At 66.0% G+C, this 22,783-nt stretch carries 15 protein-coding genes; 2 read left to right on the forward strand and 13 right to left on the reverse strand.

Annotated elements, in window-relative coordinates; all coding sequences use genetic code 11:
• Positions 1–50: 50 nt before the first annotated feature.
• The 8 genes from XcuCFBP2542_RS02260 to XcuCFBP2542_RS02295 form a co-directional block, all read right to left on the reverse strand.
• Positions 51–707, reverse strand: a complete 657-nt coding sequence (locus tag XcuCFBP2542_RS02260; RefSeq protein WP_104601984.1) for an RpiB/LacA/LacB family sugar-phosphate isomerase — start codon at positions 705–707, stop codon at positions 51–53.
• A gap of 213 nt (positions 708–920) precedes the next feature.
• A complete protein-coding gene (gene kduD, locus XcuCFBP2542_RS02265; RefSeq protein WP_104601985.1) occupies positions 921–1,676 on the reverse strand; it encodes a 2-dehydro-3-deoxy-D-gluconate 5-dehydrogenase KduD in 756 nt (251 codons plus the stop codon).
• 753 nt (positions 1,677–2,429) lie between these two features.
• Positions 2,430–3,488, reverse strand: coding sequence for a LacI family DNA-binding transcriptional regulator (locus XcuCFBP2542_RS02270; protein WP_211292963.1), 1,059 nt, complete (start codon positions 3,486–3,488; stop codon positions 2,430–2,432).
• Between the two features lie 141 nt (positions 3,489–3,629).
• Complete coding sequence (locus XcuCFBP2542_RS02275; RefSeq protein ID WP_104601987.1) at positions 3,630–5,213, reverse strand: family 43 glycosylhydrolase; 1,584 nt, start codon at positions 5,211–5,213, stop codon at positions 3,630–3,632.
• A gap of 201 nt (positions 5,214–5,414) precedes the next feature.
• Positions 5,415–6,698, reverse strand: a complete 1,284-nt coding sequence (locus tag XcuCFBP2542_RS02280) for a TRAP transporter large permease (RefSeq protein WP_104601988.1) — start codon at positions 6,696–6,698, stop codon at positions 5,415–5,417.
• The gene (locus XcuCFBP2542_RS02285) at positions 6,698–7,219 is read right to left on the reverse strand and encodes a TRAP transporter small permease (protein WP_167526983.1); all 522 of its coding nucleotides are present in this window, start codon (positions 7,217–7,219) and stop codon (positions 6,698–6,700) included. Before XcuCFBP2542_RS02285 ends, XcuCFBP2542_RS02280 begins: the two co-directional genes overlap by 1 nt.
• A gap of 10 nt (positions 7,220–7,229) precedes the next feature.
• Complete coding sequence (locus XcuCFBP2542_RS02290; protein WP_104601989.1) at positions 7,230–8,228, reverse strand: TRAP transporter substrate-binding protein; 999 nt, start codon at positions 8,226–8,228, stop codon at positions 7,230–7,232.
• A 37-nt stretch (positions 8,229–8,265) separates the two neighbouring features.
• Entirely contained in the window at positions 8,266–9,087 is an 822-nt protein-coding gene (locus XcuCFBP2542_RS02295) for a 2-keto-4-pentenoate hydratase (protein ID WP_104601990.1), read from the reverse strand.
• A 137-nt stretch (positions 9,088–9,224) separates the two neighbouring features.
• Here XcuCFBP2542_RS02295 and XcuCFBP2542_RS02300 point away from each other — a divergent pair, with 137 nt between their 5' ends.
• The gene (locus XcuCFBP2542_RS02300; protein ID WP_104601991.1) at positions 9,225–10,292 is read left to right on the forward strand and encodes an alpha/beta hydrolase; all 1,068 of its coding nucleotides are present in this window, start codon (positions 9,225–9,227) and stop codon (positions 10,290–10,292) included.
• Entirely contained in the window at positions 10,289–11,914 is a 1,626-nt protein-coding gene (locus XcuCFBP2542_RS02305; RefSeq protein ID WP_104601992.1) for a carboxylesterase/lipase family protein, read from the forward strand. The genes XcuCFBP2542_RS02300 and XcuCFBP2542_RS02305 overlap by 4 nt, the downstream gene beginning before the upstream one ends.
• A gap of 102 nt (positions 11,915–12,016) precedes the next feature.
• On the opposite strand, the gene XcuCFBP2542_RS02310 is transcribed toward XcuCFBP2542_RS02305, so the two are convergent.
• The 5 genes from XcuCFBP2542_RS02310 to yhhC form a co-directional block, all read right to left on the reverse strand.
• Positions 12,017–12,400: a lysozyme inhibitor LprI family protein gene (locus XcuCFBP2542_RS02310; RefSeq protein ID WP_104601993.1), complete on the reverse strand. Its 384-nt coding sequence runs from the start codon at positions 12,398–12,400 to the stop codon at positions 12,017–12,019.
• A gap of 200 nt (positions 12,401–12,600) precedes the next feature.
• On the reverse strand, positions 12,601–14,775 hold the full coding sequence (gene glgB, locus XcuCFBP2542_RS02315; RefSeq protein WP_211292964.1) for a 1,4-alpha-glucan branching protein GlgB: 2,175 nt from the start codon (positions 14,773–14,775) through the stop codon (positions 12,601–12,603).
• A gap of 20 nt (positions 14,776–14,795) precedes the next feature.
• Positions 14,796–18,146, reverse strand: a complete 3,351-nt coding sequence (gene treS / locus XcuCFBP2542_RS02320) for a maltose alpha-D-glucosyltransferase (RefSeq protein ID WP_104601995.1) — start codon at positions 18,144–18,146, stop codon at positions 14,796–14,798.
• A complete protein-coding gene (locus XcuCFBP2542_RS02325; protein WP_104601996.1) occupies positions 18,143–21,259 on the reverse strand; it encodes an alpha-1,4-glucan--maltose-1-phosphate maltosyltransferase in 3,117 nt (1,038 codons plus the stop codon). Before XcuCFBP2542_RS02325 ends, treS begins: the two co-directional genes overlap by 4 nt.
• A 932-nt stretch (positions 21,260–22,191) precedes the next feature.
• Positions 22,192–22,680 (reverse strand): cyclophane-containing peptide 2OG-Fe(II) oxygenase YhhC, encoded by a 489-nt coding sequence (gene yhhC / locus XcuCFBP2542_RS02330; RefSeq protein ID WP_274393841.1) that lies wholly within the window; start codon positions 22,678–22,680, stop codon positions 22,192–22,194.
• Between the last annotated feature and the right edge of the window lie 103 nt (positions 22,681–22,783).

The following is a 22,783-nucleotide window of genomic DNA, read 5'->3' on the forward strand; positions in this document are numbered from 1 at the left end:
GCCGTACCCTCACCCCAACCCCTCTCCCATTGGGAGAGGGGCTTTAGCCGTTACGCAGCTGCGGCTTCGCTCTTGCCAAGCAGGCCGGCGACGAAGCTGCGGATTTCCGCGTCCTGCGCGTTGTCGAAGAAGCACTGCTGGAAACGCTCGCCGCCAATGGCCTGCTTGACCAGCTCCGGGTCGATGGCGCGCAAGCCGTCGAGGTAGGACTTGGCGGTGGCCTGCTTGACCTGGGCCAGGATGCCGGCGTTGGCAACCTGCGACTCGCGACGCTCGGCCGGGTAGCCCATGCCGCGTTCGCCGCTGAACGCCTTTTCGAAGATGTAGCGCACGTTGATTTCCGCGCCCCAGCCGTAGCCCTTGGCGAACGCCAGCGCCAGCGCGTTGCCGTTGTTGACCTGGGCGAACAGGTAGGCATCGGTCGGCTCGATGCAGTAGCCGCAGAACACGCCCGGATGCGCGTTCAACGACATCATCGCGCCCTGTCCGGTGCCGCAGCCGGCCACCACGAAGTCCACCGCCTTGGCGTTCAGCAGCAGGCTGGCGGCGATGCCCAGGTGGATGTAGGTCAGGCGGTGGTCGTTGTCGCCGTCCATGCCGACATTGAAGACGGTGTGGCCCTGCTCACTGGCGACGTCGTTGAGCTGCTGCAGGATCACCGGGTTCTTGGCGGCCTGGCTAAACTCGTTCATGAGTGCGATTTTCATGGAAATGCTCCGATTGGGTTGGGGAAGCGTGGTGCGGGAAAGGCTGGAGGCTCGCGTGCTGCGGCGAGGCGTTTTCGATTGCGGTTCCGGTCGGGTAACTACCCTCATCCGCCCTTCGGGCACCTTCTCCCGCCTGCGGGAGAAGGACGCGGCCTCGCAAACACCGGGGATCGTGCGCGTCGGACGGTACGCATCATCGTCGTGCGATCTGGCTCAGCGTGCCAGCCAGCCGCCGTCGACCGGGATGATGGCGCCGTTGACGTAGTCCGAAGCGCTGCTGGCCAGGAACACCGCCGTGCCGCCCAAATCGGCCGGCACGCCCCAGCGCGCGGCCGGGATGCGGTCCAGGATGGACTTGTTGCGATCGGCGTCGGCACGCAGCTGGGCGGTGTTGTCGGTGGCCATGTAGCCCGGCGCGATGGCATTGGTGGTCACGCCCTTGCTGGCCCATTCGTTGGCCAGCAGGCGGGTGATACCGGCGATACCGGACTTGCTGGCGGTGTAGGACGGCACGCGGATGCCGCCCTGGAAGGACAGCATCGAAGCGATGTTGATGATCTTGCCGCGCCCCTGGGCGATGAAGTGGCGGCCGGCGGCCTGCGCCATGAAGAACGCCGATTTCAGGTTGACGTTGAGCACGTCGTCCCAGTCCTGCTCGCTGAAGTCGACCGCATCGGTGCGACGGATCAGGCCGGCGTTGTTGACCAGGATATCCAGCCCGCCCAGGCCGGCGATGGTGCTATCGACGATGCGCTGCACCGGCTCGATGCTGACCAGGTTGGCCTCGATGGCGAGGAAGCGGCGGCCCAGCGCCTTGACCTTTTCCTCGGTCTCGGTGGGCGCCTGGATGCCGGCGGCGGCAATATCGGCACCTGCCTGCGCCAATGCCAGCGCGATGCCCTGGCCCAGGCCGGTATTGGCACCGGTGACCAGTGCGACCTTGCCTTCGAGACTGAACGGATTGCTCATTACCTTATCGCTCCTGCTGGGTGTATCACGGTGTGAGGGGTGAACCGCGCGATGCGCGGCAAGGTGCCTGCGGTTGCAGCCCCGCGCGGGACCGCCGGTGATGACGTGAGCTGGCAGACAGCGCGCGCGTGCAGGTCGGTGTATCCAGGGTTTCGCCGTCCAGTGCCCGGGTAAAGGCGTACGGATCCTCGTTGCTGGCGCCCTCGATCGCATCGGGGTGGGTGGCGCAATGCATTTTGCGGTACAGGGATATGCGCCTCTCCAGTGACAAGCGGGGGTCGTGTGCTTGCACCCGACTAGTCTAACGGCTCTGGTTAACCGGTGTCATTGCGCAGTGCAAGATGGAGCTGTGGCCGAATGGGAACTTCTTCCCCCGTCGGGAGAAGATGACGCGTAGCGCCGGATGAGGGTGCGAGGCTGCGCGTGCTGTGTGGGTGCGCGGTTTGGTTGGTCGGGGAGAAGCTCATCTGCGCCTCCTCCGTCAGCTCATGACTGAGTTTAGATGGTTGTCTGCCGCGGTACCCTCACCCCAACCCCTCTCCCGCAGGCGGGAGAGGGGCTTCACGGCAGCGAGCGGCGGACTGCCTTCTCCCGCCTGCGGGGGAAGGTGCCCGAAGGGCGGATGGGGGCAAGCTGTTGGCCGATCGAACCAGCTGTTCCCACCCTGTCGGGCACAACGCCCTGCAAGGTGGAGCGGAAGGCCGGCACCGTGGCGCGCGGCCCTCAATCTTCCGGCGCGGCACGGCGCAGTGCTCAATCCTCCGGCGGCTGGCAGGAGTCGCGCACGATCAGGTGCGGGCGCACGCTGGCGGTGGGCAGCTGCGGGGCATTGTCGGGCTGGATCAGCATGGCGGCCGCAGTACGCCCGGTGTCACGGGTGTGGCGGCGCACCGAGGTCAGCGGCGGCCACAGGCGCGAGGCCAGCGAGCTGTCGTCGTAGCCGATCACCGACAGCTGGCGCGGGATGTTGATGCCGGCGCGCAGGGCGACCTTGTAGATACCGGCGGCCATTTCGTCGTTGCCGGTGAAGATGGCGGTGGGGCGCTTCTTGCCCAGCAGCAGCTTTTCGGCCGCGGCCACGCCCGATTCGAAGGTGTAGCCGGCCTCCACGATGCGCTCGGGCGGCAGCTCGATGCCGCGCCGGGTCAGCGCGTCGGCAAAGCCGGCGGTGCGTTCGATCGAGGAGCGGTAGGCACTGGGGCCGGTGACCAGGGCGATGTCGCGGTGGCCCAGCGACAGCAGGTAGTCGGCGGCCTCTGCTGCGCCGTCGCGGTCGTGGGTGATGACCGTCTGCGAGGTAGCGTCCAGCGCGACCGAGGCGATGCGGGTATAGCGGCAGCCGATCTCTGCCAGCATGTCGGCCAACGCCTGGTCTTCGGAGGCGCGCGGCACCAGGATCACCCCGTGCAGCTTCTGCGCCTGGGCGAAGCGGCGCACACCTTCGATGTAGCCGGGGCTGCGGCTGTCGCAGGGGTGCACCACCAGCTCGAAGCTGGAGCCGCGCAGCGCGTCCAGCGCGCCGTACTGCATGTCCACGATGTACTGCGCGGTGGGGTTGTCGTAGACCATGCCGATCAGGAACGAGCGCCGGAACGCCAACCCCCGCGCCAATGGGTCGGGCGCGTAGCCAACCTCGCGCATCAGTGCCTCGACCTTCTCGCGGGTGTCCTGCCGCACCAGCGGCGAGTTGTTGATGATCCGCGAAACGGTCTTCTTCGACACGCCCGACATCCGCGCGATGTCGTTGATCGTGGCAACCTTGCCCTTCGGCAGGCCGGGCATTCCCTCTTCAGGCATCTTGCGGGCGGGCATAGCGGTCAACCAGTGAAGTTGATTGGATTCTACCGGCCCTGGGGCCGGCAGACCTGAGCGACGCCTGCCGCTGCCCCGGATCTGTGGTGCAAGGCGCGCCGCAGCAGGCATCGCGGCGGCATACCCTGCACTGCAGAACGGTCAGTCCAGGGCGCGGTAGCGGAAGTTGCGGAACTCCACCTGACCATCGCCTGCGGCATACAGCGCCGGCTTCAGGGCCAGGAACTTGCCGGCCACGTTGTGGTGGTAACCGGACACTTCCATCTGCACCGGGTACTTGGTCCAGGCCTTGCCGTCGGTGCTGCTGTGGAGGGTGACGATGTGGCGGTTGTTGGTGACCCGCAGCCACAGCGTGCCGCCATTGCGGCTGGGCGCCAGCTTGGCCGGGCGCTCCTCGCCGTAGCGGTGCATGACGAAATTTTCGCCATTGCTGCCCACCCCGGCGTAGAGCTTGTCGCTGTAGAACAGCAGCGCCCCGCCCTGCCCGCCCGGTGCCACGGTCATCTGCACCTCGAACTGGTAGGCCGGGTCGGTGGCGATCACCGTCAGCGGCGAGGCATCGCGCGGCGCGCGGCCCTTGCCCTGCAGCCGCAGCACGCCGTCACCCACCTGCAGGCGCCTGGCCTCGTCGGCCGCCGGGTTGAAGAACGCCCACTGCGGGCCGAGCGTGCTGGCGCGGAAGTCGTCCGACAACGCCAGCCCGTGTGGCAGGGCCTGGCCGCTGGGCTTCTTCAACGGCTTGCCCAGGTCCCCACCCTTGGCGACGAACCAGCCATCGGGCGTCCATTCGATCGGGTCCAGCAGTGCCTGCCGGCCCAGCGTCCAATAGCCGTTTTCGTAGCCGTGGTAAAGCATCCACCAGCGCTGGTCGGTGCCTTCCACCAGGGTGGCGTGGCCACGCGACCACCATGGCTCGTCGGCGCTCTGGGTCCGGGTGATCGGGTTATTGGGCGCGTTCTGCCAGGGACCATGGATGGAGCGCGCGCGCGCGGTGATGACCATGTGCCCGGTCGGTGGGCCGGCGGTGCCGCCCACCGCAGTGGTCATGTAGTACCAGCCATTGTGGCGGGTGATCTTGGGGCCTTCCTGCGCATAGGCTTCCACGTCCCAGCTTTCCGGGTACTTCCAGCCGTCGTAGACGTGCTTGGGCGTGCCGACCACCTTGAGGCCGTCGTCGGACAGCTGCACATAGTCGCCGCCGCTCAGGAACAGGTAGCGCTTACCGTCTTCGCCCACCGCATGGCCGGGGTCGATGTACTTGCCCAGGCCAATGTCGATCGGCGCGCTCCACGGGCCGTTGATGTCATCGGCCCAGACCACGAAGTTGCTGCGCTCACCCTGCTCGCCGTGCCGGGCCGGGAAGTAGATGTAGTAGCGCTTGCCGTGCTTGATGAGGTCCGGCGCCCAGATCGCGCCGACGTTCCGGGTGATGGCGTGGCCCAGCGGCTGCCAGTTGACCAGATCGCGCGAATGCCAGATCGGCAGGCCGGGATACGCATCGAACGAGGACAGCGTGAGGTAGTAGTCCTGCCCGTCCTTGAGCACCGACGGGTCGGGGTGGTCGCCGGCCAGCACCGGATTGAGATAGATGCCATCGCCCTGGTCGGCGATGCGCTGGTGTTCGATGCCGCGCTTCCAGTCCGCCGCCGCGCTCAGACCGGCGTATAGCAACAGTCCGCCGGCCGCCAGCCAACGCCATCGGGATGAAGTGCTACCCACACGCATGCTTACTCCTGGTCCCCGGACACCGGGGCTTTGCGGCGACCGGTGGGCAATACCACCGGTTAACCGGATGAGGCGGAACTCTCCCGCCGGCAGCGATGCCTGCTGACTCGCAAGGCATCGCGTCTGACCGGCAGAGGGGATCGGACGAGGAACCTGCGTACCGCTCACCCGCGCCCGCCACGCACGCAGTCGCTCAGATCCTCAGGCGCGCAGGGCGCGTGGCAACCACAGCGACAATTCGGGGAAGAACGCCACGATCAGCAGCACGCACAGCGCCGCCAGCCAGAACGGCCAGATGGTGCGCATGCTCTGGGCGATGGTGATCTGCCCGATGGAGGTGCCGATAAACAGCACCGAACCGATCGGCGGGGTAATCAGGCCGATACCGCCGGCCAGCACCATCACCAGGCCGAAGTGGATCGGGTCGATGCCGTAGGCCTTGACCACCGGCAGGAAGATCGGCGTGCAGATCAGGATCTTCGGTGCCAGGTCCATGAACATGCCCAGTAACAGCAGCATCACCACGATCATCAGCAACACGGTGTTCTTGCTGTCGGCAATGGCCTGCAGGAACTTCACCGCCGCCGCCGGCACCTGCAGATACGCCAGCAACCAGCCGAACACGGCGGCCGTGGCGATCACGAACAGGATCACGCCGGTGGTGCGCGCGGCATGCGTGACGGCGGCGAAGAACTCGGCCCAGCGCAGCTGGCGATAGAGCAAGGCGGTGACGATCAAGGCGTACACCACCGCGATCGCGGCGCTCTCCACCGCGGTGAAGATACCGGCGCGAATGCCGATGAAGATCAACGCGACCAGGCCCAATCCCGGCAATGCACCGAACAAGCGCAACGCCACCGCCTGCCAGCCCGGGAACGGCTCGGTGCCGTAGCCGCGGTGACGCGCCACGGCATAGCCGGTAACCATCATCGCGGCGGTCATCAACAACGCGGGGAAGATGCCGGCCGCAAACAGATCGGCAATCGACAAACCGCCACCGGCCGCCGCCGAAAACAGGATCAGATTATGCGAGGGCGGCACCAGCAAGGCCACCAGCGCGGCGGTCATGCTCACGTTCACCGCGTAATCGCGGTCGTAGCCGCGTTTGATCATCTGCGGAATCATGGTGCCGCCCACCGCCGACACATCGGCGATGGCCGAACCGGACACGCCGCCGAAGAACAGCGACGACAGCACGCTGACCTGGCCCAGGCCACCGCGCACACGCCCCACCAGGGACGAAGCCAATGCGATCAAGCGTTCGGAAATGCCACCGCGCAGCATCAGCTCGCCGGCGAAGATGAACAGCGGAATCGCGATCAGCGACGCCGAGCCGCTGCCGGCGGAGATCTGCTGCACCAGCACCACCGTGGGCAGGTCCAGGTACAGCAAGGTGGCCAATGCGGCCGCGCCTAGCGCATAGGCCACCGGCACGCCGATCAGCAGCAGCACCACGAAGGTACCCAACAACATCGCGATACCCATCAGCGCACTCCCGGGGTGTGGATCGGGCGCAGCACACGCCACAACTTGAACAAGGCAAACAGCACCATCAAGGCACCGCCGATGGACAGCGGCAGGTAGTTGATGCTTTGTGGCATCTGCGCACCGGCCATCTTGATGTCCAGGCCGTCGACCAGCAGCGCCGCGCTCCACCACGCCAGCACCGCACCAATGGCGAGAATCATCAGCGGGCGAATCACTTCGAAGATCTTTCGCACCAACGGCGGCACATGCTCGCCCAACAGATAGAAGCCGAAGTGGCGGTTGGTGTGCACGCCGGCAGCGGCGCCCAGGCTCAGCGCGGTACTCAGCAGCAGCAGCGTCACCGGCTCGGTCCAGCTGGGCGAGTCGTTGAGCACGTAGCGGGTGAATACCTGCCAGCCCTGCACGACCACCAGGCCCAGCAATGCCAGCGAAGCCACGCCAATGGCAATGTCGGAAACGCGGTCCAGCGCGCGCTGCAACGGCGCGACCGGGACGGCAACAGTCTCAGGTTCGGTCATCGGGATCCCCTTATGCAAAATCGCGGATGCGGCGGTACAGCGCTTCGATCTCCGGCTGCTTGCGGTATTCGGCCAACAGCGGGGCGGAGGCGGTGCGGAACGCCGGCATGTCGACCTGGTTGAGCTTGACGCCGTAATCGACCACCTGCTTGCGTGCCGTCGTCTCGGAGGCATCCCACAGGCCGCGCATCACCGGCACCGACGCACGCGCCAGTTCCACCACCAGGCCGCGATCGGCCGCGCTCAGCGATTCGAAACTGCGTCGCGACATCACCAGGATATCCGGCGCATAGGAATGCTCGCTCTGCGACCAGTAGTGCGCGGCTTCGAAGTGCCGGCTGGACTGGAAGCTGCGCATATTGTTTTCCGCACCGTCGATCATGTGCGTTTCCATCGCCGAGAACGTCTCGCCCAGCGACATCGGCGTGGGGTTGGCGCCCAGCATGCGCATCAGCTTGAGGAAGATGTCCGAGGACGCCACGCGCAGCTTCAGGCCCTTGAGGTCCTCTGGGCGGTGCAGCGGGTGCTTGGTGTTGTAGAAACAGCGCGCGCCCGAATCGTAGATCGCCAGACCCACCAGGCCGCGCTGTTCGAAGCTGCGCAGTACGCTGTCACCCACATGCCCATCGATGGCGCGGCGCAGGTGCGGCACCGAATCGAACACGTACGGCAGGCACAGCGCCTGGGTCAGCGGAAAGGTGTTGTTCAACGCGCCCGAATAGACGCGGGTAATGTCGATGGCACCGAAGCGCGCCATGTCGATCGCCTCCGACTCGCGGCCCAGCTGGCCGGAATGGTACTGGCGCAGCTTGAGCCGGCCATTGGTGCGGGCTTCGAGCTGCTTGCCGAACCAGCGCACCGCTTCCACCGTGGGGTAGTCGCCCACGTGCACGTCGGTGGCGGTGAGCAGTTGCCCGCCGGGGATCGGCGTGGTGGCGCCGGCGCCCAGCCAGGGGCCGGCGGCGGCGGCGCCGAGCCCGGCACCGAGGAAATGTCTGCGTGTGAACATTGGCGCCCTCCCAAGCGTCTGGTCACGGGGTCCACGCTCAGCTGGCGGACACGGCCGTACAGGAAATGTCGCCGATGCCGGCGAAGCGAATCAGGGCATGCTGTCCCACTTCGATGTCATGGATACCGGTGGCATTGCCCGTGGCAATGAGATCACCGCGCTTGAGGGGACGGCCGCGCTGGGCCGAACGGCTGAGCGCAAATGCGTAGGCCGCGCGCAATCCGCCGGGCAAGGTGGTGGCGCCACCGGTGCCCACCACCTGGTCGTCGATCAGCGTTTCGGCGGTCAGCGCGGTTTCCTCGCGGTCCAGCCAATCGGTGACTTCCGGCCCCAGGATCAGCCCATTGTTGTTGCCGAAGTCCGAAATCACCACCCGCGGTCCCAGTTGGTTGATGGTGGCCAATGGGCTGCTGGCGATTTCCACGCCGATGAACAATTTCGCCGGCAGCGCCACGGCCTCGTCCGGGGTGTACTGCGTCTTGCCACCGGGGGCGTCGGCCTCCAGGCGTAGCACGTACTCGGCTTCCACCGCGCCAAAGCCGCCGACATAGATCGGGAACTCGGTTGTTCCACCGGTAGCATTCCATAGCTTCTGCGAGAAGATCGGGCCGAGCAGACGTTCGTCGCCAGAGGCATCGCGACGCTCGGCGGCGATGTAGCCCACCTTCCAGCCGACCACCTGGTCGTGCCACTGGCCGATGGCGATGTCCTGCACCTGGTAGGCGGTGACCAGATCGGAGGGAATTTGCCCGGGAAAGTCGGGTAGCGATGCCCCGGCACGGCGTGCTTCCACAAAACGCTGGGCGATGTCGGACAGCGCGGATGTGGACGTTGGCGGGGTGGCGGCGGCGTTGCTCAAGGGTGTCTCCCTGATAGGGGTTTTGTTGCACTGCCAATCGACAGCGGCACGGTGTGCTGTATATGGTAAACCGGTGTCATTGGCAATGTGCAGTGCGGCATTGTGATCGCCAATGCGAAGCGACCCTGGGAGGGGTGATGCGACAGACAAGCCACAAACCCCACGGCCGCAGGCCTTTCGGCTTGCTGCGCCATGGCCTTGCGCTGGCCCTGGGCGCCCTGGTGCTGGTGGGCACGCCCGCCTGGGCGGCCGAGGTGACCAGCGCCGACACCGCCGCCGAGCAGGCCAGCCGGATCGCGCTGTGGCCGGCCGGCATGGCACCGGGAGACACCGCACTGGCGCAGCCGCAGCGCATCGTGGACCGCAGCAGCGATGCCGCCCGCCCCGACCGCACCATCCAGTCCATCAGCCAGCCCTATCTGGTGGTGTACCGGCCCAGGCGGCCCAGCGGCACCGCGCTGCTGGTCACTCCTGGCGGCGGCTACCAGCGCATCGTGCTGGACAACGAAGGCAGCGCCTTGGTGCCGGGTTTCGTCGACCAGGCCGGGCTCACCTTGTTCGTGCTGCGCTACCGGCTGCCGGGCGAAGGCCATCCGAACGGCGCCGACGTGCCGCTGGCCGACGCCCAGCGCGCGCTGCGGCTGATCCGCGCCAATGCGGCACGTTATGGCATCGATGCGCAGCGGGTCGGGGTGATGGGGTTTTCGGCCGGTGGCCATGTCGCCGCCAGCCTGGGCACGCGCTATGCCGCGCAGGTGTACCCGGCGCAGGATGCCGCCGATGCCCTGAGCGCCCGGCCGGACTTCCAGCTGCTGATCTACCCGGTGATCGACATGGACAGCGCCAACGCGCATCCGGGCTCGCGACAGCGCCTGCTCGGCAGCGCGCCCAGCGACGCGCAGGTGCTTGCCTACTCTGCGCAGCGGCACGTGGACGCGCGCACGCCGCCGACCTTCCTGCTGCACGCCCAGGACGACAGCGTGGTGCCGGTGCGCAACAGCCTGCTGATGCACGACGCACTGCGGCGTGCCGGGGTGCCCAGCGAGCTGCATGTGTTTCCACAGGGAGGCCATGGCTTCGGCACCGACCGCATCGCCGGGCTGACCCTGGCCGCCTGGCCGCAGCTGGCGCAGGCCTGGATTGCCCAGATCATCAAGCCATCGGCATCGGCATCGGCATCGGCGAAGAAGGATGGCGGGCGATGAGCGCACCCCACGCGCCCGATCCACGCCGCCGCAGGCTGCTACAGGGTGGCCTGCTGGCGACCGCCGCGGCTGCCTTGCCCGGCGTTGCCGCAGCCGCCGCAGCGGCAGCGCCGCCACGCGAGGACAGCGCGCCACTGGCACAGCTGCGCAGCGGCCGCGTGCGCGGCCTGCGCGATGCGGGTATCTGTGTGTTCAAGGGCATCCCGTACGGCAGCGACACCGGCCCGCGGCGCTTCCAGGCCCCGCTGCCGGAAGTGCCCTGGCAGGGCGTACGCGATGCCACCGGATTCGGCGCCGCCGCCCCGCAACCCAAGGCCAGCGAGCCGACCAGCGAAGACTGCCTGTTCCTCAACGTGTGGACGCCGGCCCTGCGCGATGGCGGCCGGCGGCCGATCCTGTTCTACATCCACGGTGGCGGCTACACCACCGGCTCCGGCAGCGACCCGCTCTATGACGGCGTGCGCCTGTGCAAACGCGGCGACGTGGTGGTCATCACCGTCAATCACCGGCTCAACCTGTTCGGTTACCTGTCGCTGGCGCAACTGGGCGATGCCCGCTTCGCCGATTCGGGCAATGCCGGCCAGCTCGACCTGATCCAAGCGTTGCACTGGGTACGCCAGCATGCGGCCGAATTCGGTGGCGACGCGGGGAATGTCACCGTGTTCGGCCAGTCCGGCGGTGGCGCCAAAATCGCTACGCTGATGGCGATGCCCGCCGCGCGCGGGTTGTTCCATCGCGCCTGGACCATGAGCGGGCAGCAGGTCACCGCGGCAGGGCCGCGCGCAGCCACCCAACGCGCGCAACTGTTGCTGGATGCGCTGAAGATGACGCCGGCCGATCTGCCGCGCCTGCGCACGCTGCCGGTGGCGCAGCTGCTGGCCGCCGCGCAAGTGCGCGACCCCTCGCGCGTGGAAAACAGCGCGCTGTACTTCGGCCCGGTGCTGGATGCGCACAATGTGCCGGTGCATCCGTTCTGGCCCACCGCACCGCTGCAGTCGGCCGTCATTCCGATGGTGATCGGCAACACCCGCGATGAAACGCGCGCGTTTCTCGGCAACGATGCGACAAACTTCGCACTGAGCTGGGACGAATTACCGGCCAGGCTGGAAGCCCAGCAATACGTGGACCTGTTACCACAGGTGGTGATTGCCGAATACCGCCGGCTATATCCGCACTACTCGCCGTCGGAGGTGTTCTTTGCCGCCACCACCGCCGGCCGTTCCTGGCGCGGCGCGGTCGAAGAGGCCGAAGCGCGCGCACGCCAGGGCGCACCGACGTGGGTGTACCAGCTGGATTGGGGATCGCCACTGGAGGGCGGCAAGTTCGGCGCCTTTCACACGCTGGATATTCCGTTGGTATTCGACACGATTGCCCAACCCGGTTCGCGCACCGGCCAAGGTGCCGGGGCGCAAGCCATGGCGACGCAGATGAGCGAGGCCTTGATTGCGTTCGCGCGGCATGGCGACCCCAATCGTCGCGGCGCGCCACGCTGGCAACAGTACACGCTGCAACGCCGCCAGACGCTGATCTTCGACACCCCCAGCCGGCTGGAACCGGACCCGCGCGGTGGCGAGCGACGCCTGTACCAACAAGCCCCCTTCATTCAACGTGGCACGTTCTGACCATTCTTTGTCTTGGATGATCGCCGAGGTGTTGTTGCCACAGCGTGGCGGCTATTCACACACGCAAGCAGGCACGACACACCGTGCAGAAGTAGCCGCTACTCAACGCTCCTGCTCAAGCGCACGCTGGTACCCGTTCAAGACCCGAATGCGGGCTTGTATGAAGGTCTGCATGCACATCAGCCTGGCGTCATTACTGTTTGTCTGCAGCGTGGACGATGCAACCGTGTACTCGCAGGAATCCTGCGCAAATTTGAGCCAGCTGGCCTGCGCCAGGCTGAGCTTTGGAGCCAGGGTAGCATCCTGCGTTCGAGCGCGACGCAAGGTTTCCGCATATGCCTTGTCCAGCAGCGCATCATCCTTGCCAGAAAGGCAATTGCGCACCTGCGCTGCGGTCGTTGCACCCTCTTCGCAGTCCTGCGCATGTGCCAGGGCTGGCAACCCACCCAGCACGACCACTAGCGCCAACATAGTGTTTCGTTTCATTCAGTCGTTCCCGTCGGTCTTGCCCATGATGCGTCACGTCGCCCCAAGTGACGCCGACACATCGCGGCCTTGGCGTGAGTAGTTGGTGCAGGTCTCACCTTGGAGCCAGCCCGGCACTGCCTGCAACCGCGTGACGACACCATACGCGGACGCTGCAACTGCCGCACCCGTAGGTCGCGGTCCAAGGGTGCGGCAATGCATCAGCCCTGCGGGGTCAGCACGATGGCGCCCAGCGGCGGCAGCAGCAGCGGCAGCGATTGCGCGTGCCCATGCATGGCGTGCTGCTCGGCTGTCACGCTACCGCCATTGCCCAGGTTGCTGCCGCCATAGAGGCCGGCATCGCTGTTGAACACTTCGCGCCACTGGCCGCCCTGCGGCACACCGATGCGGTAGCCGTGCTGCACCACCGGGGTGAAGTTGATGACCACCAGCACCGGCGCATCGCCGCGCTTTGCCTTGCGCAGGAAGGCAACCACGCTGTTGGCGGCATCGTCGCCCACCACCCAGGAGAAACCGGACGGGTCATCGTCTTGCGTGTGCAGCGCGGGGTATTCGACGTACAGACGGTTCAAGTCGCGTACCAGCGTCTGCACGCCACGGTGGCGCGCTTCATCGAGCAAGTGCCACGGCAGGCCCGCGTCGTGGTTCCACTCGGTGGGTTGGCCGAACTCGCAGCCCATGAACAGCAACTTGCGCCCCGGGTGGGTGAACATGAAACCCAGGTAGGCGCGCAGGTTGGCGAACCGCTGCCAGTCGTCGCCGGGCATGCGGCCCAGCAACGAGCCCTTGCCGTGCACCACTTCGTCATGCGAGATCGGCAGCACGAAGCGCTCCGAATACGCGTAGACCATGCTGAAGGTCAGCTCGCCATGGTGGTAGCGGCGATAGATCGGGTCCAGCCCCGCGTAGTGCAGGGTGTCGTGCATCCAGCCCATGTTCCACTTGTAGTGAAAGCCCAGGCCGCCATGCGCCACGTCGGCGGTCACACCGGGAAATGCAGTGGATTCCTCGGCAATCATCACCGCGCCCGGCGTGTGCTCGCGCACCACCGTGTTGAGCCGGCGCAGGAAGGCGATGGTTTCGTAGTTCTCGCGGCCGCCATGGATGTTGGGCACCCACTCGCCGGCGTTGCGGCTGTAGTCGCGGTACAGCATCGAGGCCACCGCATCCACGCGCAGGCCATCGACGTGATAGCGCTGCAGGAACTCCAGCGCACTGGCGATCAGAAAGCCGGACACCTCGCGGCGGCCGTGGTTGTAGATCAGCGTATTCCAGTCGCGGTGGAAGCCTTCGCGCGGGTCGGCGTGTTCGTACAGTGCGGTGCCGTCGAAATGCGCCAGGCCATGCGCATCGGTGGGAAAGTGCGCCGGCACCCAGTCCACCAGCACGCCGATGCCCTCGCGGTGGCAACGGTCGACGAAACGGGCAAAGCCGTCCGGCGAACCGAAGCGCGCGGTGGGCGCGAACAGTCCCAACGGCTGGTAGCCCCACGAGCCGCCGAATGGATGCTCGGTGACCGGCATCAGTTCCACATGGGTAAAGCCCATGTCGGCCACATACGGAATCAGCCGGTCGGCCAGGCCATCCCAGTCCAGCTCCACGCCTTCTTTGCGCAGCCAGGAGCCGGCGTGGATCTCGTAGATGCTCATCGGTGCGTCGTGCGCCTGGCGGCGCGCGCGCGTGGCCATCCAGCCGTCGTCGCTCCACTGGAACGGCGTAGGGTCGGCCACGATGGAGGCGGTACCCGGCGCCAGTTCTGCGCGCCGCGCCACCGGGTCGGCCTTGGCCGGCAACGCGTGGCCATGGGGGCCACGCAGCTGGTATTTGTAATGTGCTCCGGGGCCGACATCGGGAACGAATAGCTCCCACACACCGGACTGATGCCGCAGCCGCATCGGGTGACGGCGCGCATCCCAGCTGTTGAAGTCGCCCACCACCGCCACACGCGAGGCATTGGGCGCCCACACCGCAAAACGCGTGCCGCGCACGCCATCCACTTCCACCACATTGGCCCCCAGCGCATCGGCCAGTTGCAGGTGGTGGCCTTCGCTGATGAGGTGCAGGTCGAAGTCGCTGAGCTGCGGCCCGAAGGCGTACGGGTCGGCGGTGTCCTGCTCGCCACCGGGCCAGCCGATGCGCAGGCGGTAGCCGCCCTGCGCCGGCAGGTCACCGGCGAACAGGCCCGGCTCCGGGCCCGCTTCCAGCACGATCGCCTGGCCGTCGTCCAGCACCGCACTAACGCGCTCGGCGCCAGGCAGATAGGTGCGCAACACGCGCCCGCCGTCACTCGGGTGCGCGCCCAACACGGCGAACGCATCGCCGTGGCGCGCGTCGGCCAGGGCGCGGATGACGCCGGGATCCCATCGATTACTCACTGCTGTCATTACTCCACTCATCATGTGTTCCCTGCATCGACGCGTGCGCGTTGCAGGATGCGTCGCAAACCTTCGATCGGCACCATCAACCAGCCTGGGCGGTTGGCGGCCTCATAGCGCACCTCGTAGCACGCCTTCTCCACCAGGAACAGCAAGGTGGCCGCGTTGAACGCCGCCGGCGCGATCCACGGGTGGGCGCTGGCGTCGAGCACGGCATGGTAAGCGTCCAGGAAGGCCTGTGTGGAGCGGCGGCGAAATTGCACCAGGAATTGGTGCAGATGCGTATCCACGCCCACTCCCGCGCGCGCGGCCGTTCCCTCCTCGCCACGCGCCGACACTTCGCTGGCGTAATCGAGCGAGCGCAGGAAGCCTGCCACGTCGCGCAACGGGCTGGCCTTGGCACGCCGCTCGGCCAGCGGCTTGGCCGGCTCGCCCTCGAAGTCGATCAGCACCACATCGTCGAAGGCCACCAGGATCTGGCCCAGGTGGAAATCGCCGTGCACGCGGGTCAGCAGCGAATCGGCCAGCACGCTCGGCGCCTGGGCAAGCAGCGCGTCCAGCTGCGGACGTTGCGCCAGGATGGCGTCCAGCGCTTCGCGCTCGGCCGGCTCCTCGCTGGCGGCCAGGCGCGCGTTGACGGTCTCCCACATCTCCTCCACCTGCCGCGCCACGCCCGCCACCACATCGTTGGCGGTGGGCAGGTCGATGCGCTGCGGGGCGAAGTCGGCATCGTCGGTGGCGCGCGACAGCGCTTCATGCAACTCGGCCAGACGCTTGCCGACCACCGCGGCGAACGCGTCATAGCCGGCGATGGCTTCGGCGCGTGCCTCGTCGGTCTGCGCGGTGGCGTATTCGTCGAAGCTGCGCGCCAGATGATCCAGCGTCCAGCGCCAGGCATCGCCTTGATTGCGGATGAAACTCTGCAGCAGCGCAATGGTGGTGACGGTGCCCTGGGCATCGATGCGGCTCACGCTGCCCAGCAAGGGCGCCGCGTTGGTATAGCCCATCTCGGTGAGCCTGCGGCCGATCTCGATCTCCGGGTTGGCACCATTGGCCACATGCCGCAGCAGCTTGAACACGGCCTTGTCGGCGACCACCAGCGAGCTGTTGCTCTGCTCGGCCGACAGCCAGCGGATGTCCGGATCGGCAGGGATCTCCAGCCTGGCCAGCGCCGGCGTCGCTTCGAATCGCACCTGGCCTTGCTGCGAAGGATCATCGCCATCGCAGAAGTCCAGCGTCGTATCGGTGCGCAAGGCATCGATCACCCCGCGCACCATCGGCTTGAGCGCGAACGCATCGGTGAGATAGCCCACCTCGCGGCCCTGGCGCACGCGCGCCAATGCCAGCTGCTCGGCCAGCGTGCTGGGATGCTTGCGCTCCCACACGATGCCCACGGGGAGCATGTAGCACTCGTGGTGGCCATGTTCCAGCTCGACCTCCAACTCCAGCAGGCTCATCGGCTCATCGCCCGGCAGCGGCGTGCGGCGCGAAATGCGCACCTGCTTGAGTGCCTGGTCCTTGGCCGAGAACCAGCGCCGCGCCGACAACCAGGCCGGCAGGATCTCGCCTTCCAGCGTGGCCAGATGCGGCAGCAAAGCGTTGCCTTCGTCGGTATCGCTGCGCAGCACCAGCGTGCGGTAGTCCGGCAACGGCACCGGGCTCGGCACGTGCCAATCCGGCAGCCTGCCTTCGCTGACCAGCTGGAAGGCATAGAAGCCGAACGGCGGCACGGTGAGCAGGTAGGTCAGCCGCCCGATGGGCGGGAAGCTGCCACCGCCGATGATGTCCACCGGCACGCGGCCTTCGAACTCGGACAGATCCAGCTCCACCGCCTGCAGCGTATGCGACAGGTTGGCCACGCACAGCACGGTTTCGTCCTGGTAGCAGCGCAGGTACGCCAGCATGCGGCGGTTGCCTGGGTAGAGGAAGCGCAGCGCGCCCCGCCCGAAGGCCTGGTAGCGCTTGCGTACGCTAAGGACGCGGCGGGTCCAGGTGAGCAGCGAATGCTGGTCGCGGATCTGAGCTTCCACGTTCACCGCCTGGAAGCCGTATAGCGGGTCCATCACCGGCGGCAGCACCAGCTGGGCCGGGTCGGCACGCGAGAAGCCCCCGTTGCGATCGATCGACCACTGCATCGGCGTGCGCACGCCATCGCGGTCGCCCAGGTGGATGTTGTCGCCCATGCCGATTTCGTCGCCGTAATACAGCACCGGCGTGCCGGGCATGGTCAGCAGCAAGGAAGTCATCAGCTCGATACGGCGGCGGTCGCGCTCCAGCAGCGGCGCCAGGCGGCGGCGGATGCCTAGATTGATGCGGGCGCGGCGGTCGGCGGCATAGGTCTGCCATAAATAATCGCGCTCGGAGTCGGTGACCATCTCCAGCGTCAACTCGTCGTGGTTACGCAGGAAGATCGCCCACTGGCAGCTTTCCGGAATCTCCGGGGTCTGGCGCATGATGTCGGTAATGGGAAAGCGGTCTTCGCGCGCGATCGCCATGTACATGCGCGGCATCAGCGGGAAGTGGAACGCCATATGGCATTCGTCGGCGTTCTGGCCGAAGTATTGCTGGGTATCTTCCGGCCACATGTTGGCTTCGGCCAGCAGCATGCGGTCCGGGTATTCGGCATCAAGCGTAGCGCGGATCTTGCGCAGGATGGCGTGGGTTTCGGGCAGGTTCTCGTTGGAGGTGCCGGAGCGCTCGATCAGGTACGGCACCGCGTCAAGACGCAGTCCATCCACGCCGCGATCCAGCCAGAAGCGCATCACTTCCAGCACGGCCTCCAGCACCGCCGGATTGTCGAAGTTCAGGTCCGGTTGATGCGAGTAGAACCGATGCCAGAAGTATTGGCCGGCTACCGGATCCCACGTCCAGTTGGACTTTTCGGTATCGCAGAAGATGATGCGCGTGCCTGCGTATTCCTGGTCGGTGTCCGACCACACATAGAAGTCGCGCTCCGGTGAGCCGGCCTGCGCATTGCGTGCGCGCTGGAACCAGGGGTGCTGGTCGGAGGTGTGGTTGATGACCAGTTCGGTGACGATGCGGATGCCGCGCGCATGCGCCTGCGCCACCAGTTGCTCGAAATCGGCAATGCTGCCGTAGTCCGGATGCACCGCCATGTACTCGGCGATGTCATAGCCATCGTCGCGGCGCGGGCTGGGGTAGAACGGCAGCAGCCAGATGGTGTCCACGCCCAACTCGGCGATGTAGTCCAGCTTGGAGATCAACCCCGGGAAGTCGCCGATGCCATCGTCGTTGGAGTCGAAGAACGACTTGACGTGCACCTGGTAGATGATCGCGTCCTTGTACCACAGCTGGTCGGCGATCACGGCCGACTGGTCTGCGTCGGCCTGTAAAGCGGGAACTGCATTCATGCGACCTCTCCTGCGCGGATGCGCCATAACGCGAACGGCCGCGTCGCCTCTAAGCGGATGTGCTGGTGTTTGCCATGCCACGTGAACCGGTGCCCATCCCACAGGTCATCCACGGCCACGCTGGCGTGATCGGGCAGGCCCAACTCCCACAACGGAATTTCGATATCCGCGTCCTGCCCCGCGTGCGGGTCCAGGTTGATGGCCACCAGCACCAGCGTACGGTTACGCGACAGGTAGCCAGCATCCAGGAACTTGCCGAAGTACAGCACCTGGTCGTTGTGCGCCTGATAGAAGCGCGTGCCCAGATGCGACTGCAGCTCCGGGTGCATACGGCGCAGCTGGTTGAAGCGGGTGATCTCCTCGACGATATCGCCGGGCGCGCGCTCGGGCCAGGCGCGTAGCTGGAATTTTTCCGAGTCCAGATACTCTTCCTTGCCCGCCGCCAGCGGCGTGGCCTCGCACAGTTCGAAACCTTGATACATGCCCCACAGCCCCGACAACGTGGTCGCCAGCGCCGCCCGGATCAGATGCCCGTTGCGCCCGCTGGTCTGCAGGAAGAACGGGTTGATGTCCGGCGTGTTGACGAAGAAATGCGGGCGAAAGCACTCGCTTGGCACGCCTTGGTTCAACTCCTGCACGTACTCCTGCAACTCGTGCTTGTGGTTGCGCCAGGTGAAATAGGTATACGACTGCGAGAAACCGCACTTGGCCAGGCGGTACATCATCTTCGGCCGGGTAAAGGCCTCCGAGAGGAACACCACGTCCGGCCGGCGCCCGCGCACATCGGCAATCAGCCACTCCCAGAACGGGAACGGCTTGGTATGCGGGTTGTCCACGCGGAATAGCGTGACTCCTTCGTTGACCCAGAACAGCACTGCATCGCGCAGCGTGTTCCATAGCTCCGGCACCGCGCCGCTGGCATAGAAATCGACGTTGACGATGTCCTGGTACTTTTTCGGCGGATTTTCCGCATACGGAATGGAACCGTCCGCGCGCCAGGTGAACCAATCCTTGTGTTCCTTCAGCCATGGGTGATCGGGCGCGCACTGGATCGCAAAATCCAGCGCCACTTCCAGCCCCTGCCCACGCGCGGCCTGGATCAGGCGGCGGAAGCCGGCCAGCCCGCCAAGTTCGGCATGCACCTCCGTATGCCCACCGTCGGTCGCGCCGATCGCATACGGACTGCCGGGCTCGCCATCGACCGCAGTGACCGAGTTGTTGCGTCCCTTGCGGTTCTTCGCCCCGATCGGATGGATCGGTGGCATGTACAGCACATCGAAGTGCATGGCACGAATATGCGGCAGCCGCTGGATGACGTCATCGAACGTGCCATGTCGGTTGATATCACCGCTCTGCGAGCGCGGGAACAGCTCGTACCAACTAGCGAAGTGCGCCGCACGGCGCTCCGATTCCACCCGGAAGGTGACCGGGTACTCGGAGCGGAACGGCTTGTCGTCGGCCAGTGCCATTGCCTGCGCGGTCTCCGGCTCCAGCACGATGGCCAGTTGCTGCAACGGCTCGCTCCGCGCGCCGATACGGGTGAGGATGTCCTGCAGCTGCGCTGCCAAGTCACCATCGCTGCGCGCATGCGCCGCCTTGACCACTGCAATGGCTTCCTGCACGTCCACCGGCAGTACGGTGTCGGCCGCACGCTTCTTCTCCAGATCCGCATGCAGCGTGGCGAAGACATCGCGCCAGCCTTCCACACGGAACTCGTAGGTGCCGATGCGCTCCAGCGGGAACTCCGCGCGCCAGCGGTCGTTGCCCAGTGCGCGCATCGGTGCGCTGGTCCAGCTCTTGGCATCGGCGGCACGCCACAGTACCCCCACCGCAATACGGTCGTGCCCGTCGCAGAACGCATCGGCCTCCACGCAGATCCGATCGCCCACGCTGCGCTTGACCGGGAAGCGGCCGTGATCCACCGACGGCGTCACCGACTCGATGCAGACGCGCGGCCAGGTCCCGGCGGTCTGCGCGCGCGGACGCATGCGTGGTACCGCCAGCACATGTCGCGCCGGTACGCTGCGATACACCCGCACCTCGCCCGGCTCCAGCGCGTCCAGCGTCGTCCCGGACAGGGTGCGCCCATCTTCGGCCACCAATGCTTCTGCATCGCCCAGCAGGCGCAACACATCGGACGCCGGCACCGGCACCACATGCCGCGTATCGCCATTGATCAATAACAAGGCGGGCAAGCCACCCAGTGGCTCCACCGCCACTGCGGTCAGCCCGGTGGCCTCGCGCAGCAGCGGACGCAGCCGCAGGCCGGCCGTGCTGCCGGGTGGCCGGTCGCGGCCGCGCAGCGACTGCGGCAAAGCGTGTAGCTGCGCCTCGTCCAGCAACCACGCGCCACCCAGCGCCAATGCCAGCTGCCCGTGCTGCTCCGGCGCTGCGGCACGCTTGCCATCGGGCGCATCCAGCACCGCCACGACCTGCGACGCCAGTGCGCGCAACGCCATGTCTTCCTCGAAAAACCAGCCGCCGCGACCATCCCACCAGGCCAGCGAAGAGAACGCCGCATCGAAGCCGGCCCCGAACAGCTGCTGCAAGGCATCCAGCCCCAGTCCGGGCGTCCAGGCGGCGAACACCACCTCCGGCGCCCGCGCGTGCACGCGCGCGATCAGCGCGCGCCAGCGCTGCGCCGGCACCTGCTGCGGCTGTAACAAGCGGAAGCCACCGACGCCCTGCCCGGCCCACTCCAGCAGGCGTGCGCTCCACCACTCCACCAGGGCCGCACCTTCCTGCGCATAGCTGAAGCGCGCCTCGGCCACCTCGGGCGCGGCCCGCGGCTGGCGCGGGTCCGGCACCGCCGTACTGCGCGCCCGAAACCACTGCGGATTGTCGCGTACCACCGCGCTGGCACCGCCAACCTCGTCCAGCCGCAGATCCATCAGCAGCTTCACGCCGGCCTGCTGCGCGGCCTGCACGGCCTCGCGCAGACGCCCGCCTTGCGCATCGTCTCCACTGGCAGGCTCCATCAGCCGGCCTTCGGCATCGCGCTCGAACGGCGCTGCCGTTACCACGTAATCGCAACCGGCCTCGCGTGCAGCCGCACAGCGCTGCTCCAGTCCGCTGGATGCCCACCCTGCATCAGTGAGAACACAGATCCGCATGCCGCCCCCTACCGGGCAACGGCGCGCGCACGCACCGTGACCGAAAACGCCATGCGGAGTACGCCGCGCCGCAACGTGGCGGGCGCTGCCATGCGCCGCACCAGTCCAACACCTGCCCGGATCACCCCTCGCTCATGCACCATCGGGACGACCCTGCCTACCGTGACTGCACTCATGCGTAACTCCGCAACGATTCTCGACCCATGCAGTCAAGCACCCCGGCTGCGAATTCCATGTGTCGGCCAAGTTGACGGAAATCGAACAAGTTGTGTGGCGACGGTTTGTAACGGCGAGCACACCGGTCGCTGCCAATAGCCAGCGCCACTTGGCACAGGGGGCTAGTCCCTGGGGTATTCCCCGGGTCTTAAAGGACCCGCGCGCACGACCATCGGCTGTGCACGCATGCGTTCAAGCCACTTGATGTAGGCCTTATCGGCCAGTGTCTGACCGATACCTCGCGACTGGGATACAGCCTAGAGCAGAATTTGTGTTTATTGTTTCGTGGTAGTAGTCAGTCGGCTATCCGCGTGGATTAGCATTTCAATCCGGCAGCTGTCGAAGTTGGCAAGTGTATAAGTAATTACAGGAAATGAAGCCGCTCACCGCGTCGGTTCAAACGGTCTTACATTCCCCGGCAAGAGCGATGCGACTTCAGATCACGGACTGCCAGTCCGATATGCATCCGTTGTGTGTACACATTCATTAACTGCTTTTTGCTGGGCGCCTGCAACCAAACGGATGCAACGAACAGCTCCACACCTTAACTCCATCGAAGAAGACAGGACGGGCAGCCGACATACCAATACTCTCCGTAACGTAAGAGCTCAACTTCACGTCCCTGGACTAACCACCGGACCAGCCACCCGAGCAACAACGGCATTTAACAATTAGTTAGCAATTGCATAGCGTGTGCGACCCAAACAACGAGCGAGTCATTCACTTCTCGCGTAGAACGAGAACACTAATGTATAGCGCTCCCCTGACACGATGGGCGTCACGGCATGGTGCGAGGCGGGACTGATGGCAAATGCAAAACCTGCGTCGTGCTCTGGACGAAATGCTTTGACAAGATCAGCTGCGTCAGCCGATGCAAACAACATCAAGATACCGCCGTTTTCGTCTACCCAACCACGGTTGAGTTGCACCAGAACGCGGTGGGTCTCCTGGCCAGGGATGTAATCGTTGTGGATGCGTATGCGTTGCCCTGGCACCAGCTTATGGGCAGTCACATCACACCGGTCATCCAAGCGGTTGCAGAAGACAGCTTCCACTTTCGAGCGCACCTGCTGGACGACCTCGCCTCCCAGCAGCGCATCAATGGCTGGCGGCAGCTCGCAATCCAGGAGGCTGAACTCATACTGCTCGTAGAAGCTTGCAACCTTCAAGCGCCAAGGGGCGGAAGTCTCAAGCCACGCCAGCACTGCCTCGCTTCCGGGGTGGATTCACTCACGAAGTGCAAGGGTATCGTAGTTGAAAAAGACCTCGGCTGGAGTGAGATAGCTCAATCGTTTTCTGGGTCGGTTG

The sequence above is a fragment of the Xanthomonas cucurbitae genome (assembly GCF_002939885.1).
In the GTDB taxonomy this organism is placed as follows: Bacteria; Pseudomonadota; Gammaproteobacteria; order Xanthomonadales; family Xanthomonadaceae; genus Xanthomonas; species Xanthomonas cucurbitae.

Excerpts from the sequence above, each read along its gene's own strand:
- XcuCFBP2542_RS02305 (WP_104601992.1), top strand. The coding sequence starts at position 10,289 with ATGAGCGCACCCCACGCGCCCGATCCACGCCGCCGCAGGCTGCTACAG.
- kduD (WP_104601985.1), bottom strand. The coding sequence starts at position 1,676 with ATGAGCAATCCGTTCAGTCTCGAAGGCAAGGTCGCACTGGTCACCGGT.
- XcuCFBP2542_RS02260 (WP_104601984.1), bottom strand. The coding sequence starts at position 707 with ATGAAAATCGCACTCATGAACGAGTTTAGCCAGGCCGCCAAGAACCCG.
- XcuCFBP2542_RS02325 (WP_104601996.1), bottom strand. The coding sequence starts at position 21,259 with ATGCGGATCTGTGTTCTCACTGATGCAGGGTGGGCATCCAGCGGACTG.
- XcuCFBP2542_RS02270 (WP_211292963.1), bottom strand. The coding sequence starts at position 3,488 with ATGCCCGCCCGCAAGATGCCTGAAGAGGGAATGCCCGGCCTGCCGAAG.
- XcuCFBP2542_RS02290 (WP_104601989.1), bottom strand. The coding sequence starts at position 8,228 with ATGTTCACACGCAGACATTTCCTCGGTGCCGGGCTCGGCGCCGCCGCC.
- XcuCFBP2542_RS02275 (WP_104601987.1), bottom strand. The coding sequence starts at position 5,213 with ATGCGTGTGGGTAGCACTTCATCCCGATGGCGTTGGCTGGCGGCCGGC.
- treS (WP_104601995.1), bottom strand. The coding sequence starts at position 18,146 with ATGAATGCAGTTCCCGCTTTACAGGCCGACGCAGACCAGTCGGCCGTG.
- XcuCFBP2542_RS02285 (WP_167526983.1), bottom strand. The coding sequence starts at position 7,219 with ATGACCGAACCTGAGACTGTTGCCGTCCCGGTCGCGCCGTTGCAGCGC.
- XcuCFBP2542_RS02280 (WP_104601988.1), bottom strand. The coding sequence starts at position 6,698 with ATGGGTATCGCGATGTTGTTGGGTACCTTCGTGGTGCTGCTGCTGATC.
- XcuCFBP2542_RS02300 (WP_104601991.1), top strand. The coding sequence starts at position 9,225 with ATGCGACAGACAAGCCACAAACCCCACGGCCGCAGGCCTTTCGGCTTG.
- XcuCFBP2542_RS02310 (WP_104601993.1), bottom strand. The coding sequence starts at position 12,400 with ATGAAACGAAACACTATGTTGGCGCTAGTGGTCGTGCTGGGTGGGTTG.